The 18,365-nt window shown below is 42.0% G+C and carries 16 protein-coding genes; 10 read left to right on the plus strand and 6 right to left on the minus strand.

The genetic code is table 11. From position 1 onward, the window contains the following. The first annotated feature begins 11 nt into the window (after positions 1-11). The 3 genes from OA34_RS03085 to hisG are packed head-to-tail and all read left to right on the plus strand — an operon-like array spanning position 12 to position 1,579. A complete protein-coding gene (locus OA34_RS03085; RefSeq protein ID WP_039672339.1) occupies positions 12-344 on the plus strand; it encodes a hypothetical protein in 333 nt (110 codons plus the stop codon). Next, a complete protein-coding gene (locus OA34_RS03090; RefSeq protein ID WP_039672340.1) occupies positions 331-954 on the plus strand; it encodes a type III pantothenate kinase in 624 nt (207 codons plus the stop codon). The genes OA34_RS03085 and OA34_RS03090 overlap by 14 nt, the downstream gene beginning before the upstream one ends. 10 nt (positions 955-964) lie before the next feature. Further along, positions 965-1,579 (plus strand): ATP phosphoribosyltransferase, encoded by a 615-nt coding sequence (hisG, locus tag OA34_RS03095; RefSeq protein ID WP_039672341.1) that lies wholly within the window; start codon positions 965-967, stop codon positions 1,577-1,579. A 26-nt stretch (positions 1,580-1,605) separates the two neighbouring features. On the opposite strand, the gene OA34_RS03100 is transcribed toward hisG, so the two are convergent. From OA34_RS03100 to OA34_RS03125, 6 genes are all read right to left on the minus strand, one after another. Continuing rightward, complete coding sequence (locus OA34_RS03100) at positions 1,606-1,986, minus strand: response regulator (RefSeq protein WP_254376587.1); 381 nt, start codon at positions 1,984-1,986, stop codon at positions 1,606-1,608. Positions 1,987-1,997: 11 nt separating this feature from the next. Then, positions 1,998-5,267, minus strand: a complete 3,270-nt coding sequence (locus OA34_RS03105; RefSeq protein ID WP_286682816.1) for an ATP-binding protein — start codon at positions 5,265-5,267, stop codon at positions 1,998-2,000. Between the two features lie 15 nt (positions 5,268-5,282). Continuing rightward, positions 5,283-5,681 carry an SEL1-like repeat protein gene (locus OA34_RS03110; protein ID WP_039672343.1) on the minus strand — a complete coding sequence of 133 codons (399 nt, stop codon included), beginning with the start codon at positions 5,679-5,681 and terminating at the stop codon, positions 5,283-5,285. After that, entirely contained in the window at positions 5,678-6,814 is a 1,137-nt protein-coding gene (locus OA34_RS03115; protein ID WP_039672344.1) for a hypothetical protein, read from the minus strand. Before OA34_RS03115 ends, OA34_RS03110 begins: the two co-directional genes overlap by 4 nt. Positions 6,815-6,875: 61 nt before the next feature. Beyond that, positions 6,876-8,675 (minus strand): excinuclease ABC subunit UvrC, encoded by a 1,800-nt coding sequence (gene uvrC / locus OA34_RS03120; RefSeq protein ID WP_039672345.1) that lies wholly within the window; start codon positions 8,673-8,675, stop codon positions 6,876-6,878. After that, positions 8,669-9,115, minus strand: coding sequence for a hypothetical protein (locus tag OA34_RS03125; protein WP_039672346.1), 447 nt, complete (start codon positions 9,113-9,115; stop codon positions 8,669-8,671). Before OA34_RS03125 ends, uvrC begins: the two co-directional genes overlap by 7 nt. A gap of 110 nt (positions 9,116-9,225) precedes the next feature. On the opposite strand from OA34_RS03125, the gene nadB reads away from it, so the two are divergent. From nadB to OA34_RS03160, 7 genes are all read left to right on the plus strand, one after another. After that, positions 9,226-10,680: an L-aspartate oxidase gene (nadB, locus tag OA34_RS03130; RefSeq protein ID WP_039672347.1), complete on the plus strand. Its 1,455-nt coding sequence runs from the start codon at positions 9,226-9,228 to the stop codon at positions 10,678-10,680. Between the two features lie 5 nt (positions 10,681-10,685). Then, on the plus strand, positions 10,686-12,035 hold the full coding sequence (gene nhaD / locus OA34_RS03135) for a sodium:proton antiporter NhaD (protein ID WP_039672348.1): 1,350 nt from the start codon (positions 10,686-10,688) through the stop codon (positions 12,033-12,035). Between the two features lie 13 nt (positions 12,036-12,048). Beyond that, positions 12,049-13,584, plus strand: coding sequence for a glutamine-hydrolyzing GMP synthase (guaA, locus tag OA34_RS03140; RefSeq protein WP_039672349.1), 1,536 nt, complete (start codon positions 12,049-12,051; stop codon positions 13,582-13,584). A 4-nt stretch (positions 13,585-13,588) separates the two neighbouring features. After that, complete coding sequence (locus tag OA34_RS03145) at positions 13,589-14,215, plus strand: uroporphyrinogen-III synthase (RefSeq protein WP_039672350.1); 627 nt, start codon at positions 13,589-13,591, stop codon at positions 14,213-14,215. A gap of 300 nt (positions 14,216-14,515) precedes the next feature. Further along, the gene (gene purD, locus OA34_RS03150; protein WP_039672351.1) at positions 14,516-15,784 is read left to right on the plus strand and encodes a phosphoribosylamine--glycine ligase; all 1,269 of its coding nucleotides are present in this window, start codon (positions 14,516-14,518) and stop codon (positions 15,782-15,784) included. Further along, positions 15,781-16,236: an RDD family protein gene (locus OA34_RS03155; RefSeq protein ID WP_039672352.1), complete on the plus strand. Its 456-nt coding sequence runs from the start codon at positions 15,781-15,783 to the stop codon at positions 16,234-16,236. Before purD ends, OA34_RS03155 begins: the two co-directional genes overlap by 4 nt. Beyond that, positions 16,226-18,349 carry an LPS-assembly protein LptD gene (locus OA34_RS03160; RefSeq protein ID WP_039672353.1) on the plus strand — a complete coding sequence of 708 codons (2,124 nt, stop codon included), beginning with the start codon at positions 16,226-16,228 and terminating at the stop codon, positions 18,347-18,349. The genes OA34_RS03155 and OA34_RS03160 overlap by 11 nt, the downstream gene beginning before the upstream one ends. The last annotated feature ends 16 nt before the right edge of the window (positions 18,350-18,365 follow it).

The raw sequence follows: 18,365 nt of genomic DNA on the forward strand, positions 1-18,365 counted from the left end.
GCTTTTGCATTATGAAAGAGATGATTGAACGTATTTGCGGCAAACGAATCGTTTTTTCATCTCTGGAAACGATTCTCCCCGCAGCACTAAAAACACGAAAAAAAGTAACTGTTTTTAGCGGTGTCGATTTGAAATCTTACTACCATGTCGTATTTCGTGTCGAGCAAAAGAGTCGATTTCTTGTACGGCATGCTTATGAAATATTTGCTTTAGAACAAACACTTGAAGCCGCTAAAGACCATCGGTATTTTTACAAACATATTATTTTACATGCTCCTTTGTGTTCTAAAGCCCAAGCATTATTGAATGCGGAAGGGTGGAAAATTTATCATGATATTGTGTGATATCGGTAATTCTAATGTCGATTTTTACCAAGACGGTAAAATGTGGAATATGCCGCATAAACAGTTTAAAGAGTTTCGTACGCAAGAAAAGATTTTTTACATTAGCGTCAATCAAGCACTTACGCAATTTTTACAAGCGAAAGAAGGGTATATCGATCTAGAACCTTATTTTGAATTCGACACGATTTATCAAGGTTTGGGCATTGATCGTATCGCGGCATGCTCGACGGTTAAGGATGGTATGATTGTCGATGCCGGCAGTGCCGTTACCGTTGATATTATGTCCGGCGGTATGCATTTAGGCGGTTTTATTGTACCGGGGATTAGTGCGTATGAGCGTGCTTTCGCTTCCATTTCTCCTCGATTGGAAATGCCTTTAAATCCCAACATCTCTTTAGATGCCTTACCTCAAAAAACGAGCGATGCATTATCTTACGGCGTTATTCGTTCGATTATTTTATTGTTGGAAGTGACATGTAAGGATAAGAGGATTTATTTCACGGGGGGAGACGGTAAATTTTTCTCCAAATTTTTTTCCAATGCTATTTTTGATCGCTCTTTGATTTTTCGAGGAATGTTAAGGACGATTAAAGAAGCACATTTAGCATAAAAGGACAGACATGTTAACGGTAGCACTACCTAAAGGTAGAATTGCGGATGAAACGCTTGATATTTTTGAAAAAATTTTTGGGAAAGCGTTTCGTTTTGACGATAGAAAATTAATTTTAGAAGTAGATACCTTTCGTTTTTTATTAGTACGTAATCAAGACGTTCCTGCGTACGTACTGCATCAAGCAGCCGATATCGGCGTTGTAGGATTAGATGTTTTGGAAGAAAAAGATGAAGATTTACTTCGCTTACTCGATCTTGGTATCGGTAGATGCAAAGTTTGTGTAGGCATTCAAGAAGGAAAAGAGATCGATTACAGTGCACCCGAGTTAAAAGTTGCAACAAAAATGACGCATATTGCTCAAAAATATTTTTCGAAAAAAGCGATGGCCGTTGATATTATCAAATTATATGGCTCTATCGAACTTGCGCCGCTTGTCGGTCTGTCGGATGTGATTGTCGATATTGTCGAAACGGGAAGTACGATGAAACAAAACGGACTTAAAGTCGTCGAAACGATTTTGGAATCATCTGCCTATTTGATCGCTAACAAGAATAGTTTTATTGCTAAAAAAAGAGAAATTACGTCGCTGTACGATCAAATTAATGCCGTAATCAAGCATTAACGGGAAATAGGGAGGGAGCCGGTCTTTTAAAAAAGATCGGCAACTTTTGCGATTTTACCGCTGAGGTCATGCTCTCTAATCGGTTTGACCAGAAAATCAAATGCTCCGTGATTAAACGCTTCGTTTTTACGCGTTTCGTCCGTCGTAAGAACGATAATAGGTAATTTTTTAAACTCTACCATCGATTGCACGTTCGCTAAAAACTCTATACCGTCCATAACCGGCATTTTGATATCCAGTAAGACAAGATCGATATCTCCTTGCGTTTTTAAAAGGTTGATGGCATCAAGTCCGTTGGTCGCTTCAATAATAATACCGACGTTGGGATTTTTGCGTAACATAGAGCTTATAAGCTTTAGATTGATAAAATCATCGTCGACCGCTAGAATTTTTAACTGTTTTTCCATCATTTAGCCTTTTAAATAAACTTTTGAATCAGTGTTTCAAGATCTTTTTTGCTAATTTGATTTGGTAGTACGCTATCAAATAGATCGGCATTGTCGAGATTTTTCTCTTTAGGGTCAATAAACATAACGGTATGAATATGTGCGATACGATGTCTCTTTGCCGTTTCGCCGATCCAGTCTACGAAACTTTTCGGATCGTCTAAAAGCATCTCTTTATCAAAAAGAACGACTTTATAGCTATTTTGTTCCAATTTACTTTTCAAGTCGCTAAAAGAAGAAGCCGGATCAACTTTCTCACACATCTTGCTCAACACACTTGTAAAAATTTTTGTTTCTATTGAGCTTTTCTTTAAAACGATAACGTCTCGTGATGGAAAAGATAAAGGTTCTTCTGGTGCTAAACGTGATGGTGCTTCCAACTGCGGTTCTTTACTTTTTTCGAGGGTGGAAGAATCCGGTACCGCAATAGGTTTTTCTTCTTCAACCTCAGGTATCGCAACAAGCTCTTTTTCAGTCTCTTCTTGGGTACTGAGTGCTTCTTTAGGCTTATTGGAAGCGGATGAGACTAACGGTGCCTCATAAGCATCGTCGATTTTATTGGGGATAAAAAGATTTAAAATCGTAATAATGCTGTCTTTTTTAATCGGTTTCGTAATATACTCATCCAAGCCTTCTTTCATAAAGCGTTCACGATCACCTTTAAGCGCATTGGCAGTAATCGCAACAATCGGGATGTGTGCCAAATGATTTTTTTCTTCGTATTCTAAAATTTTATGCGTTGCTTCAATTCCGTCCATAACGGGCATTGCAATATCCATAAAAATCATATCGAACGTATCCGTACGACGTTTTTCTAAGGCCTGAAGACCGTTGGGAACGATTGTAATGGTGAGGCCTAAGTCTTCCAACGTACGTCGAATCAGCTTTTGGTTGATTTCGTTATCTTCAGCGACTAAGACGTCGGCTTTGAATTTCGTTCCTAACGTTGTACGTTGTATCGGTTTTTCTTGTTCGGGCTTATTCTCTTTAACCGGCAAAAATTCGCGTTTGGATTCCAACGCTTTCACCAGTTTAGAAACATTGATAGGCTCGTAAATCGGCGTAATGTATTTGGTGTTAAATTCATTAAAGCGTGCTTGCTGAGAAGGTTTGAAAATTAAAAGGATCGGCAATTTAATTTTTTTATACTCTTCAAGCTCTTCTTTCGTGAGATTATTGTAATCGGCAATAATAATGTTGCTTCCGGATTTAAAAATCATATTTTTTAACGAAGGAAAGTCGGTATAGTACTTGGTTTGGGCGCCGAAATAGCTCAGATAATCGAACATAAACTCCGTATGTGCTTTGGCACCGTTAAGCGGAGAATAAAGCGCACAATTAAAATCGCTGAAATGGTTCCTGTAATCCGTACCGCTTGATGTCGTTTCAATAAGATCCAATGCGAAAAAGAAGCGGCTACCTTGTCCTTCTTCACTTTCGACTTCAAGTTGCCCGCCCATAAGCGCAATGTATTTTGAAGAAATGGTTAACCCAAGACCCGTACCGCCGAATTTACGCGTAATGGTAGAATCGGCTTGGTTGAAAGCATCAAAAATTCCGTCGATCTTATCTTTATGAATACCGATACCGGAATCTTGAACGCTAAATAAAACGCGGGCACGATCAAGCGGAGCGTCATTAAGTCGTTTGATTTCAACAGTAATTTGTCCGTTATTCGGCGTAAACTTAACGGCATTACTCATAAGGTTGATAAGAACCTCTTTGATTTTAACGGCATCGCCTTTAAGGTAATTATGAAGGCTAGGATCGATATAAAGAGAGAGTTGAATATTCTTTTCGGCTGCTTTAGGTCCGTAAACTTCGACGGCATTTTCAAATTCGTCGATCGGGGAGAACAGACCTTCGTCGATTTCAATTTTATTGCTTTCGACTTTGGAAAGATCCAAAATATTGTTAATAATGGCTAAGAGGTTTTCAGAGCTTTTCTCGATTACGTCGACAAATTCACGTTTTTCTTCATCAAGATCGGAATTTTTAAGTAATTCGGTAAAACCGATAATACCGTTAAGCGGCGTACGAATTTCATGTGACATATTCGCAAGAAAGATACTTTTTGCGGCACTTGCTTCTTCGGCATTTTGTTTCTCTTTTGCAATGTTTTCGATAGCTTTATCGATAATGGCATATGCCGTATTCATACCTTCGGTGGTGTTGAAGTCGACTTTTTCTTTGGTTTCGGCAAGTTCTTCGACGCGACTAAAAATGTTTTCGAGTCCGCGAACGTTTTTTCTAAATTGATTGGCAAGTCCAAATCCCAAGAACATCAAGACAATGGAGATAATCCATATCAATCCGGCACCGATAAGTTGTCCGATATTTTGGTTGTCGTAGCTTTTTTCTTCGGCCGTCAATGAGCTTTTGATAATTTGAGCGGATTTGTCGAGCAGATCGATTTTTTTCGTTAATAAACCAAACCAAAGCGTCGGATCGATTAAGTATTCACCGCTTTGAGCCGCAGTAATCAGCTCACTTTTAGCTTGCGTAATTTCCGCTTCAATTTTTTGATTTTCAGGCAATTTGTAAAGATTTTCGATCTGACCTCGAGCCGATGCATCGTTAATCGTCGTATGGTCGAAAATATTCGAAACGCTAAAAATCGTAATCCACGTCTCCAAATCTTTGGGACTGAAAGGAACGTATTGACTTAAAATTTTTGAGACGAAATCGCGTTCTTGTCCTAAATATTCGATATTTTTATAAACGGAAACTAAAGACGCCGTGAGGTTGGAAATATTAGAGTTGGTATTAATGGTGCCGATAGATTCGAGTTCTTTTAAAAGTAAGGTATTAATTTGGCTGTAATACTCAAAGAACATTTTATTAAAGTCGATAGCAAAAGTATCAACGGCTTTATGCATTTCGAGAATTTTTGTCAGATGCGCCATAACGGCTTTAATGTGCGGCGACATTTCGCTATGGTGCGCATTATAATAGTCGTAAAAATCTTTCATCGCTTTGTTAACGACGATGCGTTGTTCTTTCAAAGATTCCGCAGCAATACTTCCTTGGCTTGAAAGGTATGACGCACTCAAACCTCTCTCTTTGGCGAGTTCGATGGATAACGTACTTAAAACACGGGTGCTTTCGATTTTATTTTTAAGCGTTAGCGTAGTATCGAATTGAGTATACGATAAGTAAAGAAAGTAACTTGAAAAGATAAAAAGGATAATCAGCGGGTACTGACTAATTAATTTTAAGGTATGTTGTGTGGTTAATTTCATGATTCGCGTCCTTTCCTAACGTTTTATGACGATATTGTATGCCGTAGCAATTTCTAGGCATGTTTGACTCTCTTGTGCACCTTGTTGTAATAGTACCGTAGCTTCTTCATGCTTAATACGACTTTTAAGGTACGCTTCGGCTAGGTAACATTTAGCTTTGATGTTTCCTTTCATAACGGCTTGCTCTAAATACGGAATAGCAAGCGAAGGGTTGGCTTCAATGCCTTCGCCGTAAAGATAAATTTTACCGATATAAAAATAACCTTGTACGGAGTTTTCTTTTTTAATCGCAGCTTCAAAAAGCTCCTTGGCATGCACGAAATCACCTGCTTTGTAAGCGATCATTCCGTCTCGGAAATGATCGGCCGTTAATGCCGTACAACTCAGTATAAAACAGAACAATACCCTTTTCATAAAACGGTTTCCTTAAAAATTTCTATCGTATCTTGCAAGGTCTGAAGCGTTTGTAGCAACTCTTCTTTCGTATCGAAATCCAAGCCGGTTTCCAAATGTTCCAATGCATAGTAAAGAGGTACGACATGTAAATGGAGTGCAACGCTTTTGAGTTTAAGACTTTCGTTTTTCGCCAAAATGCGGTTATTGTCGTGGACGGCTCGGTACAAAATCGGCATAGCCGTATCGAGATTTTCGATGTATTCTTCGATGATTTGTGCTAACGTGCTAATATCAAGACCGAGTTCCTCTGCGCAATCGCAAAGATCAAAGGCTATCGGTTCGTCAAGTGCCGTTTCGTCTACGGTTTCTACGCGATTAAAGATCGAAGTATCTTCAACGTTTTGAGATGCGGGAGTTTCGGTAAAATGAAAATCGTCTTGGGCAATTTGATCGATTGAACGATATTCCTCAGCAAGGAGGTTTTGCGGCGAAGTCGTATCCGCGGAAGGTGGCGTATCCAAAACGGTATGATCGAATTTGAGTTTAAAATCGAACGACTCTTGCGCTTCTTCTTTTAGGGGATACGAATGCTCAACGTTTGAAGCGTCGAGAGAAACGGACTCTTCCAAAACGGGCTCCGATAAGAAAGGAACCGTAAGGCTTTGCGTATCCGAGGCAGGCGACGTCGGCGTATAATCGTAGAGAAACGAAGACGAGTTAAACGAGGTTTCGTTAGGAATGTCTTTCGGCAATTCTTTAGCGTCTAGCGAGGATGTCGCTGCGGAAGAAAGGTTTGCAAAGGATGCGGGTGCTTCGCTATAAAGCGGTGCATTGGTTAATTCGACGCTAAAAAAAGTCGAACAGCCGTTTATTTCTTTGGAAAGAAAAATTTCGTTGATATTCAGCGAAGTATCAAGCTCTTTTCCGTTTTTAGTTTTGATTAAGACGCGTTTATTGGGTGTGCCGCTGTGCAGAGCATAATCAATCCACGAAAAATTTTTAAATTTGAAGATAAAGCCGGGCTTGTTTATAAAAAGATCCGCAAAGTCATTGTGATAATTACGAAACTCTTCGATGTCTTCATAGCCTAGCAAGTACAACTCTTGGTTACCCATTCCCAAAAAAAGACCATTCTTATCGTAAAGTATCAAATGTAGATCCTTTAGTAAACGTTAGAAAGTCCATTTTAGCTCACTTATACTTAAAATTAAGCTATTTTTTTAAGAAATTAATGATATTGGTTGCGTTTTTTTTACCAACCGTGACCTCGAGTTCTTCTTGCGTTGCGGCATAAAGTGCTTCAAAAGATCCAAAATAATTCAAAAGCTTCTGAATCGTCGCTTGACCGATTCCTTCGATATTTTGAAGCTCTAAGCTTAGATCGTTTTTCCGTTTTTTACTGCGATGATACGTAATAGCGAAGCGATGCGCTTCATCGCGTAAACGTTGAATAAATTGCAAGCGTTTGTCGTGTGCGGGTAAGACGAACGCTTGTTTGAGATTGTAAACCGTATCGTGGGCATTTCCTTTGGCACGATAGGCTTTTGCATCTCTTTTCTCTTTTGCTATGGCTAAAAGATCGATGGACATTCGGTGTTTTTCCAAGAGCGATCGTGCCAGTTTCAGCAAGGTTTCGCCTCCGTCGAGTACCCATAAATCCGGTGCCGGTTCATGGGCAAAATCTTCGATACGGCGCGTTAGCATTTCGTGCATTTGGGCATACTCGTCGCTATGACATAAAGCGTATCGGCGATAAGCGTTTTTTGCAAATCCGTCTTCCCAAACGACCATCGCTCCTACGGGAGCACTACCGCCGTGGTGTGAATTGTCGAAAATTTCGATGCGTCGCGGAGGTGTCGCGAGATCAAAAAGGTTTTGCAATTGTTCGGCAAAGCTGGATTGGTTTTTAGAAAGGTTTTGCAGCAAAATTTCTTGCGCATTGTGCCGTGCCATGGTCGTCAAAGCCTGTTTTTCGCCTTTTTGCGGAACGAAAATCTCGATTTTTTGCTGAAATTTTTCGCTTAAAAAGCGTTCCATTTCGGCTTGTTCGCTAAAAGCTTCCGCCGTAAGTACGCGCGTTGCGAAGCTTTGGTTCATCGGATAGTAAAATTCGAAAAGTGCTCGCTGATAAAGCTCGTCTTTTTCAAAACCGTAAATATTATGGAGCAACGAGTGCGACGTCGAGACGATTTTGCCGTGTCGGATAAATAAGCGCATTACGACGGCGGTTTTTTCGGTTGCTTCAATCGCAAAAACATCGTAGTCTTCGAGTTTTTTAAGTTCCACATGCGTGACATGTAAGGCATTTTGAATCGCAATTCTTGTGTCTCTTAAATGCGCGGCTTCTTCAAAATTAAGTTTCAAAGAGGCTTCTTGCATGCGTTCGTCCAAAAGGGCAAGAAGTTTTCGCTGATCGCTCAATGCCGACAAGGCTTTCTCGACGATTTCCCTGTAGTCTTGCTCGGCGATGCGTCCTTCACAAGGTGCTAAACAACGCCCGATTTGGAAAAAAAGACACGCTTTTTTGCCTTTGAGACATCCTTTTTTTTGCACAAGCGGGAAGACCAAGTAGAGGGCTTCTAGAAGAGCTTTAGCCGAGCCCGAAAGCGGACCGAAGTAACGTGTGTGTTTCGTATCGACGATTTTACGCGTTATCTCAAAACGCGCAAACCGTTCAGCAAGGTTGATGGCGATATAGGGGTAGGTTTTATCGTCTCTTAACAAGATGTTGTATTTGGGTTTGAGCTGTTTGATGAGCGAATTTTCCAAGATTAAAGCGTCGTGTTCGCTTTGTACGACGATAAATTCGACATCGCTTACTTCTAAAATCATTTTCGTAATACGCAACGATAGCGTCGGAGATGGTGCTAGCGTGCCCGAAAAGCGAAAGTAACTTTTGACGCGATTTTTAATATTTTTAGCTTTGCCTACGTAAAGGAGCATGCCGGATGCGTTGAAAAATTGATAGATGCCCGCAAATTCCGGAGCATTTTTAAGTTTTTGGCTTAACATGTACGTGTAAGAATCGTTTGTTTGATAGCTTCGAAAAGGGTTTTTAACGTGGGATCGTCACACTGTGTTTCGAAAGTACCCTTCGCCTGTTCGGCGTAAAAAATTGCCGAAGGTGTCGGTTTTTTTTCCTCTTCTACGGGTTGGTTCGTGACAAAAGCTTGCACCTCTTTGACGCATAAACAGGTGCATTCGGGGAAACGAGCGTTAAACTCTTTTAATAGACTCTTTATTAAATTGCGTTTATAATTGAATTCCATTTTCGCGCAAGGATGATTGAGCACGAAAAAGAGCGTGTCGTTCTTCGTATACACAAAGCGCACCATTGAGGTAAAGCTTTGAGGCAAGAGCGCAAGCCAGTTTTCGTAACAACGCATCTGAGCGTATTTTTTCATAGAAGGTTGTCGAACGAGATGGGAAATTATACTTTTAGAATCTTTCATGTGCTCATTATAGCATGTTTAGGCTTGAGCCTTTTGGGGTGCGGCTATAAGGGCGATCCCGTCTACAAAGACGCCAATACAACGACTCCTGCGAAGAAAACGCACTTTTTATGAAAACATCTTACGACGTTCTCATCGTCGGTACGGGAATCGCCGGTTTAAATACGGCACTCGGGCTCCCTAAAAATCTCGATGTTTTATTAATCTCAAAAGATTATGCATGGGAATGCAATACGTTTTATGCACAAGGCGGCGTTGCGGTTGCCAAAGATGCGCAAGACGTCGCGGTGCATCGTCGCGATACGCTTGAAGCGGGTGCGGGACATTGCAACGAAGCGGCGGTCGATGTTTTATGCTCCGAAGGACCTGCCGCTATTCGTGAATTGATCGAACGGGGATTTTCGTTTGATCATGACGCGTCGGGACGGTTATTGTATACCAAGGAAGCTGCACACAGTACGCAACGCATTTTGCACGCTGGCGGCGATGCTACCGGACGTTATTTACATCTTTTTTTAATGGAACAATTGCCTTTTCCGGTTTTATACAATACGCACGTTACGGATTTACTTATTGACGAGGGTACATGTTATGGTGTACGCGTTTTTCATGCCGGTAAGATTTTTAACCTCTACGCTAAGAAAATCGTTATCGCAAGCGGCGGCGTGGGCTCTTTGTACGAATATCATACCAATGCCAGAACGATCAGTGCCGATATGCAAGGAATTTGCTTGGATCACGGAATCGCTTTAGCAGATATGGAAATGATGCAATTTCATCCTACCGCGTTTGTTTTGGGACATGCGGTACGCAAACAGCTTTTGAGCGAATCGCTTCGCGGCGAGGGTGCGATGATCGTCGACGATCATGCGGAACGCTTTACGTTTGAGTACGATCCGCGCGGAGAACTGGCTCCGCGAGACGTCGTGAGTCGGGCCATTTTTTTACATAAACAAAAAACGGGGCGCGAGGTTTACTTGGATTTGAGTGCATTTTCGCATGAACATTTTAAGAAACGTTTCCCGAGTATTTACTACAACATGCGAACGATCGGTTATGACGTTCCCGAACAAAAGATACCGATCTCTCCGGCGTTTCATTATGCTATGGGCGGTATTCGCACCGACTTAAGAGGACGTATTGCAAACGTTAAGGATCTTTTTGCGGTCGGCGAATGCGCTAACACGGGCGTACACGGTGCCAATCGTCTCGCCAGCAATTCGCTTTTGGAAGGACTTGTTTTTGCGCGCCGCGTTGCCCAAGAGCTTGCGCAAAGCGATTTTACGTCTCGAAAAGAGCATTATTTTAGCGAAGCGGAAGCCTGCTTATCCCAAACGGGAGATAAAGAGCTAAAAAACGAATTGCGTCGTCTCATGTGGCGTTATGCCGGTATTTTACGCGATGAAGAAGGGTTGGCCAAAGCACAAGAGCGTGTCGAGGAGATGTTGGCGTTGCCGATAGGTAAGTTTTTAAGATTGAGATTGGCGGTATCCAGAGAAATTATTTTAAGTGCTCGTCGACGTAAAACCTCGCTCGGTGCACATACTATGGTCGTAAGGAACTAACACATATGCGAATTATCGGATTATTATTAACGCTTTTGAGCTGCACATGGGCTTCGGGCGGACAGAATTTAAGTAGCTCGTGGGTCGGCATCGTTTCGTTGATTATTTTTGTGGTCGGCTACTATTTTGTTGCGGCGGAAGAGAATTATCACATCAATAAAGCAAAGCCTGCGCTTTTTATGGGGACGTTTATTTTTATTCTTATCGGTATCTATTTTGCGCTGAACGGTATGGATACGGCGCCTTTGACGCATGAAGTCGATGCGTTGATTTTGGAAATCGCGGAAATCTTTTTCTTTTTAATGGTAGCGATGACGTTTATCGAAGTTATGATCGAACGACGCGTTTTCGATACGTTAAAATATAAGCTGGTTTCAAAAGGCTATTCGTATAAAAAACTTTTTTGGTTAACCGGAACGTTAGCTTTTTTTATCAGCCCCGTTGCCGATAATTTGACGACGGCACTCATTTTATCGACGGTTTTGATTACGATTGAGAAAGAAGACAAAACTTTTTTAGTCCCCGGTGCGATTAATATCGTCGTCGGTGCGAATGCCGGCGGTGCTTGGAGTCCGTTTGGAGATATTACGACGTTAATGACGTGGATGGCGGAAAAGGCGACGTTTGCCGAATTTTTCGGGCTTTTTCCCGCATCGTTTTTAGGGTGGTTGTTAACGGCATGGTTGCTTTCCTTGTCAGTTCCTTCTTCTAAACCGCATTTTGACGCGAGCGTGGAAAAAAGAGTCGTGATTTTAAAGGGCGGTAAAGTCGTGATGGTCTTAGGACTTTTAACGATCGTCTCGGCGGTTTTATGTCAGCAACTTTTTCATATGCCGCCGATGTGGGGCATGGTCTTCGGGCTTTCGCTTTTAAAGCTTTACACGTATCAACTCAAGCGCCGTAGTAACGAAACGATCAGCATTTTTAAATCCATTGGAAAAATAGAATTTGACACTTTACTCTTTTTCTTCGGTATTTTAGCGGCGGTCGGAGGACTCCATTTTTTAGGCTTCTTAGATTTAGCCGCAAAATTGTATGATTATGCCGGTGCAACGACGGTCAATATCGGCGTCGGATTTTTATCGGCGATTATCGATAACGTTCCGGTGATGAGTGCCGTATTGAAAGCCAACCCCGCAATGAGCGACGATCAATGGTTGTTGGTTACGATGACGGCAGGAATCGGAGGAAGTTTGATTAGTTTCGGCTCTGCCGCAGGTGTGGGAGTTATGGGGAAACTTAGGGGGGTTTATACCTTCGGATCTCACATGAAATACGCTTGGACCGTGTTAGTCGGATATATCGTATCGTTAGTGATTTGGTATGTTCAATTTGAAGTCATGGGTTTATATTAAAAAAAGGAAACAGATGAAAGAAGTCCCTCTATTAGTCTTAGATTTCGGTTCGCAGTATACGCAACTGATTGCTCGTAAACTTCGTGAAAGCGGTGTTTATTGCGAAATCGTTCCGTATAACGAGAAAATCGAAGATATTAAAGCACGGAACCCTAAGGGTATTATTTTAAGCGGCGGTCCCGCTTCGGTTTACGCGAAGGACTCTTATCACCCCGATGAAAAAGTGTACACTTTAGGTTTACCGATTTTAGGTATTTGTTACGGTATGCAGCTTTTAACGCAGTATTTCGGAGGAAGCGTGATTCCCGCAACGCATCAAGAGTACGGTAAAGCGGAGCTTCGTTTTGAAAGCGATCATAAAATTTTTAAAGATACGGCGTGCGGACAAATCGTTTGGATGAGCCACGGCGATCGCGTCGAAACTTTACCGGAAGGGTTTGAAAAAATAGGCTTTAGCGCGAACTCTCCTTATGCGGCGATTGCCGACGAAAAACGTAACATGTACGCTTTTCAGTTTCATCCGGAAGTCTATCATTCCGAACAAGGTACGAAACTGCTTAAAAATTTTGCGAAATATATTTGCGGATGCGAAAGTACGTGGAATATGGGTTCGTTTGCGAAAGAGCAAATCGCTAAAATTCGCGAAAAAGTAGGCAGTAAAAAAGTGCTTTGCGGCGTCAGCGGCGGTGTAGACAGTTCGGTTGTAGCAACACTTTTAGCCGAAGCAATCGGCGATCAATTGGTTTCCGTTTTTGTCGATAACGGGTTGTTACGCGCAAAAGAGCGCGAACAAGTCGAAACGATGTTTAAAAGTAGGGGCGTACCGTTGATTACGGTGGATGCCGGCGAAAAATTTTTGAGTCGGCTCGCCGGGGTTAGCGATCCGGAGAAAAAACGTAAGATTATCGGCGAAACGTTTATCGAGGTCTTTGACGAAGAGGCGAAAAAACACGACGGCATCGAGTTCTTAGCCCAAGGTACGCTTTATACGGACGTAATCGAATCCGTTTCGGTCAAAGGACCTTCTAAAACGATTAAATCGCATCACAACGTCGGAGGACTTCCCGATTGGATGCGTTTTGAACTCATTGAGCCGCTTCGTGAAATTTTTAAGGACGAAGTGCGTGCTTTAGGTGCGGAATTAGGATTGCCTAAAGAGATGCTCTCGCGTCATCCTTTCCCCGGTCCCGGTCTTGCGATTCGCATTATGGGGGCGGTAACGAAAGAAGATTTAACGCTTTTACGTGCCGCCGACGTGATTATGCTAGAAGAGCTTCGCGCAACAGGTTATTACGATAAAACGTGGCAAGCGTTTACGGTTCTTTTAAATGTCAAAAGCGTCGGCGTGATGGGCGATAACCGTACCTACGACAATACCGTATGCGTACGAATCGTGGATGCTACCGATGGAATGACGGCGACGTTTGCGCATATTCCGCATACGATTTTGGAAAATATCAGTCGACGTATTATTAATGAAGTCAACGGAATTAATCGCGTCGTGTACGATATTTCTTCTAAACCGCCCGCCACGATCGAGTGGGAATAAAACGATGATCTACCTCTTAAGCGATCAAGCGCATGAGGGGGTAGAGCATCTACCGCTTTTTGAAATTCGTTTTGATACGACGCCGATCGATCTTTCGCCCTACGATGCGCTGGTTTTTACTTCTAAAAATGCCGTTAAAGCCCTCGATTGCCTTGATCCTTCGTGGAGGCAAAAAGCATCTTACGCTATCGGCGAGGGAACGTCGGCATGGATCGAGCGTTTAGGCGGGACGCTTTGCTTTACATGTGAAGATTCTTACGGCGATCGCTTTGCCGAAAAAATTGCGTCTGATTTGACGGGCAAAACCGTTTTATTTCCGCGCGCTAAAGAAGTCTCTTCGTCGCTTTATGCCATTTTACGCGAATGCGGGGTTAGGGTTGACGAACGTATCGTTTACGAAACGTTTTGTCGTTCGTATGAACCGCATTGCGCTCCGCCGAAAAATGCACGTCTGATTTTTACGTCGCCTTCCACCGTGCGTTGTTTTTTTAAAAATTTCGAATGGGACGAAAGTTATAAAGCCGTTGCGATCGGCACAAAGACCGCTGCCGCGTTTCCTCCGTCGTTTCGGGTCTATATCGCACAAAAGCCCTCGATTGCCTCGTGCATAGACTTAGCAAAAGCTATTTAGAAGCAAACTTCTTTTATAATGAGACAATGTTTTAGTGCCTGGGTGAAGCGACAACCGTTTTCATGAGGGTCCAACAATTAGTAAAAGCGGAATCTGTACGTTTTTGGTGTGTCTGCGGTATCGTCCGAGCTTGAAAAAGCGAGAAATTGCAGCCTAAAGAAAAGGTCAATTCCCAGAAGTTGGCTTATTAGGGCCGCTTCAATCACGGAACGCTCACTTGGGTTTTAACAGACTTTTTTCACAATCGTTTTGATCGGAAAAATTGTGAAAAAAGTCTGATGTCTGTCGTGGAGAAAATGAATGAAGGTAATGGTCGTCGGTAGCGGCGGTAGAGAGTATTCGATAGGTTTAGCGCTGAAAAAAGACCCTAACGTTACGGAACTTTTTTTTGCACCGGGTAACGGTGCAACTTCGCGGCTGGGGCGTAACGTCTCGTATCGCAATTACGAAGAACTTGCCGCGTATGCGAAAGAAAACGGCGTAGACCTTACCGTCGTCGGACCGGAGACGGCTTTGGTCGAGGGGATCGTCGATTGTTTTAGGACTCGCGGTTTAGTGATTTTCGGTGCGTCAAAGGCGGCCGCACGCCTTGAAGGTTCAAAAATTTTTATGAAAAATTTTCTTTCGCGTTATGCGATCCCTACGGCACGGTATATCGAAACGAGCGACGTCAAGCAAGCCAACGATTTTATCGATACGCTCGCATTGCCGATTGTCGTTAAAGCTGACGGTTTATGCGCCGGGAAGGGCGTTATCATCGCTAAAAGCTATGACGAAGCAAAAGAGGCCGTTAGCGACATGTTAAGCGGAAAAAGCTTCGGTGATGCCGGACGCGGTGTTGTCGTCGAAGAGTTTCTAGACGGTTACGAACTCTCCGTTTTTGTCGTATGCGATGGAAAAGATTATAAAATTTTACCGGCGGCACAAGATCATAAACGTCTTTTAGATAACGATGAAGGTCCTAATACCGGGGGAATGGGTGCTTACGCTCCGACGCCTTTAATCGATGCAACGCTTTACAAAAAAGTTGAAGAGCGCGTCGTTAAACCTACCTTACTCGGTATGCAGCAGGAAAATACTCCGTTTGAAGGGGTTTTATTTATCGGTTTGATGATCGTTAAGAATGAGCCGATCGTTTTAGAATATAATGTCCGCTTCGGCGATCCGGAGTGTGAAATCCTTATGCCGCTTTTAAAAACGCCGGCGAGTGAGCTTTTTTACAAAGCCGCTACGGGCAATCTTAAAAATCTGACGATTGAATTTTTGGATCGTTTTGCCGTTGCCGTCGTTATGGCAAGCGAAAACTATCCTTATAGCAGTTCAAAGCCTTCGGAAATTCTCATCGATCAAAACGCACACTCCGAACTTGAACACACGCACATCTCGTATGCGGGCGTCAGCGAAGAAGACGGAAAATTATATGCAACCGGCGGACGCGTACTTTTATGTGTTGGCGTCGGAGAAAGTATCAAAGAAGCGCGTGATCGTGCCTATTTATTGTGTGGGCAAGTGCATTTCGCGGGTAAACAATTTAGAAACGATATCGCATATCAGGCATTACGACAATGACTAACGAAGAGTTAATCGAAAAGTTTGAAAGTGAAAATATTACGCTAGCCTCCTTGCAAAAAAGAGGTTTGGCCTATGCTATCGACGAGATTTTGATCTCCGTATTGTTTTCGTTAATTTACTTCGATCAGATTCCCGAAACCGTTACGACCGAAGAGTTTATCGGAATCGTTAACGGACTTTTCGGTTATATCGTTTTAATCAAAATTTTGTATCAAACTTTTTTCGTATGGATGTACGGAGCGACTTTGGGGCGTATCGCTATGAAAATACGCGTCATTTCGACGTTGGATCTAGAAAATCCGACGTTTTTTACGGCATTGAGTCGCGCATCGTTTCGTATCGTCAGCGAATCGCTTTTTTATTTAGGATTCGTATGGGCTTTTTTAAATCCGAAACGCGAAACTTGGCACGATAAAATCGCTACGACGTTGGTTGTCGATGCTCGCTAAATTTTTTATTTTTCTAACCCTTTCTTGTGCTCTATTACAGGCGGCGGATAAGCCCAAAGATCAAGACGTCGAGATGTTGGCAAAAACCGTCACGAAGGACGGGGATGTAGCACACGCGATCGGTAATGTCGTCGTTTACAGCCCGCAATATTTAATTACCGCCGATGAAGCCTATTACAATTACGTTACGGGGGATTTAGAGCTTTTCGGCAATATTACGATGTTAGAAGGCGTTAATTACGCCTCACGCAGCGGACATTCGAAATTGAACTTGAAAACTAAAAAAGGAACCTCAGATCCGCTTTTTTTCTTTGACGAAAGTTCAAGTGTATGGCTTAAATGTGAAAATGCCGTCTTAGATGCGGAAACGTATATCACTCAAAAATCGATTGTATCCAGTTGCAATACGCAAGACCCCGATTGGAAAATTGTCTTTACGACCGGAGAGTTTAATAAAGAGAGCAAATGGATGCACTTATACAATCCCGTCTTTTATGCTGGAGACGTACCCGTATTTTATTTGCCTTATTTTGCTTTTTCAACTGACCGTACTCGCCGTACGGGTCTTTTACGTCCGGATTTTGGCATGAGTAGTTCGGAAGGGTTGTATTATATGCAACCGATTTATTTTGCACCCGCCGTCGATTGGGATTTGGAATTAAGACCTCAAATTCGAACGAATCGCGGAGAAGGGCTTCATGCAACGTACCGCTTCGTTGATACGGCATACTCAAAAGGCGAAATAACAACGGGTTATTTTAAAGAGCAAAGTCATTACGTCGATGAAGAAAATCTTAAAAACGACGCCCATTACGGCTTTCATCTCCAATACGATCGCAGTGCTCTTTTAAGTACGCAATACTCGCAGATTCAAGAAGACGGCTTGTGGGTAGATATTCATTATTTAAACGATATCGACTACTACAATACGAAAGATAATGAAGATACCGTCTATGATAAATTAGCCGTATCGCGTCTTAACTATTATATTAAACAAGAACAAGACTATTTTGGATTTTATACGAAATATTATATCGATACGTCAAAAAGTTCAAATAAAGATACGTTACAAGAACTTCCGACTATCCAATACCACCGGTTTACTTCTCCGATTTTTTGGGATAATCTGCTTTATTCGGTAGACTATCAGGGAAAAAATTATACACGAGAAGAAGGTATTACTGCCTTGCAAAATGAAATCAATACTCCCGTAACGTTTTATACCTCTTTTTTTGACGATTACGTACATGCAAGTGCGTCGGAAAATATTTACATGACGTATGTCTCTTACGGCGAAGAAACAGACGGCAGTTATCTTAAACATTATAGCAACTATCATCGTTTTAATCTTTTTACCGATCTTGCAAGAAGTTACGATACTTTTTTTCATACGATGTACATAGGTCTTGAGCATACGGTTCCAAGCTACAGTAAAACGGAAGGAACTCAATACAATAATACATTCAAAAATGCAGTTACTAGTGAAGATATGATTCCTCTTGATTTGGAAGAAAAAAATACGGCATTCCAATTTAAGCAGTTTTTTTATGATATGGACGGTGAGAAAAAACTCAGTCATTCGCTCAAACAAGCTTATTACTATGATAAAGAGTACCACTACGGTGATTTAGAAAATGATGTCAAATATTATCTTAACGAACATTTTTACATCGGCGATACCGTTCATTATTCACATCGCTACGATCAATTGTCACGTAATCAAATTTCTTTAAATTATCAAGAGCCGATTTATAAAGTTTCATTACGCCACACGTATATCGATACTACCTATGAAAACAATACGGAAGGAAAAGATTACAGTTACGTGACGCTGTATGCCGAAACGGCTTATTGGGAGCATTTTACGCTCTTTAGCGCGATTAATTACGACGTTGAAGACGATTTGTTCAAGTCATGGAGTTTAGGATTTAAAAAAGTGAAAAAATGTTGGGATTACTCTTTGGTGTATCGCGATTCCAATACTCCAAAACAGACAACGAGCACCAACGGTATCGACTCGGTTAACAAACGAGGCGTGATGTTGATGTTTAACTTATATCCGATGGGAAGTTTTAGTTATGATTTTAAAACGGAATCGGAACAAAAACAGTAAAGTATTCAAAATTAAC

Source organism: Sulfurospirillum sp. MES (genome assembly GCF_000789415.1).
Taxonomy (GTDB): Bacteria; Campylobacterota; Campylobacteria; order Campylobacterales; family Sulfurospirillaceae; genus Sulfurospirillum; species Sulfurospirillum cavolei.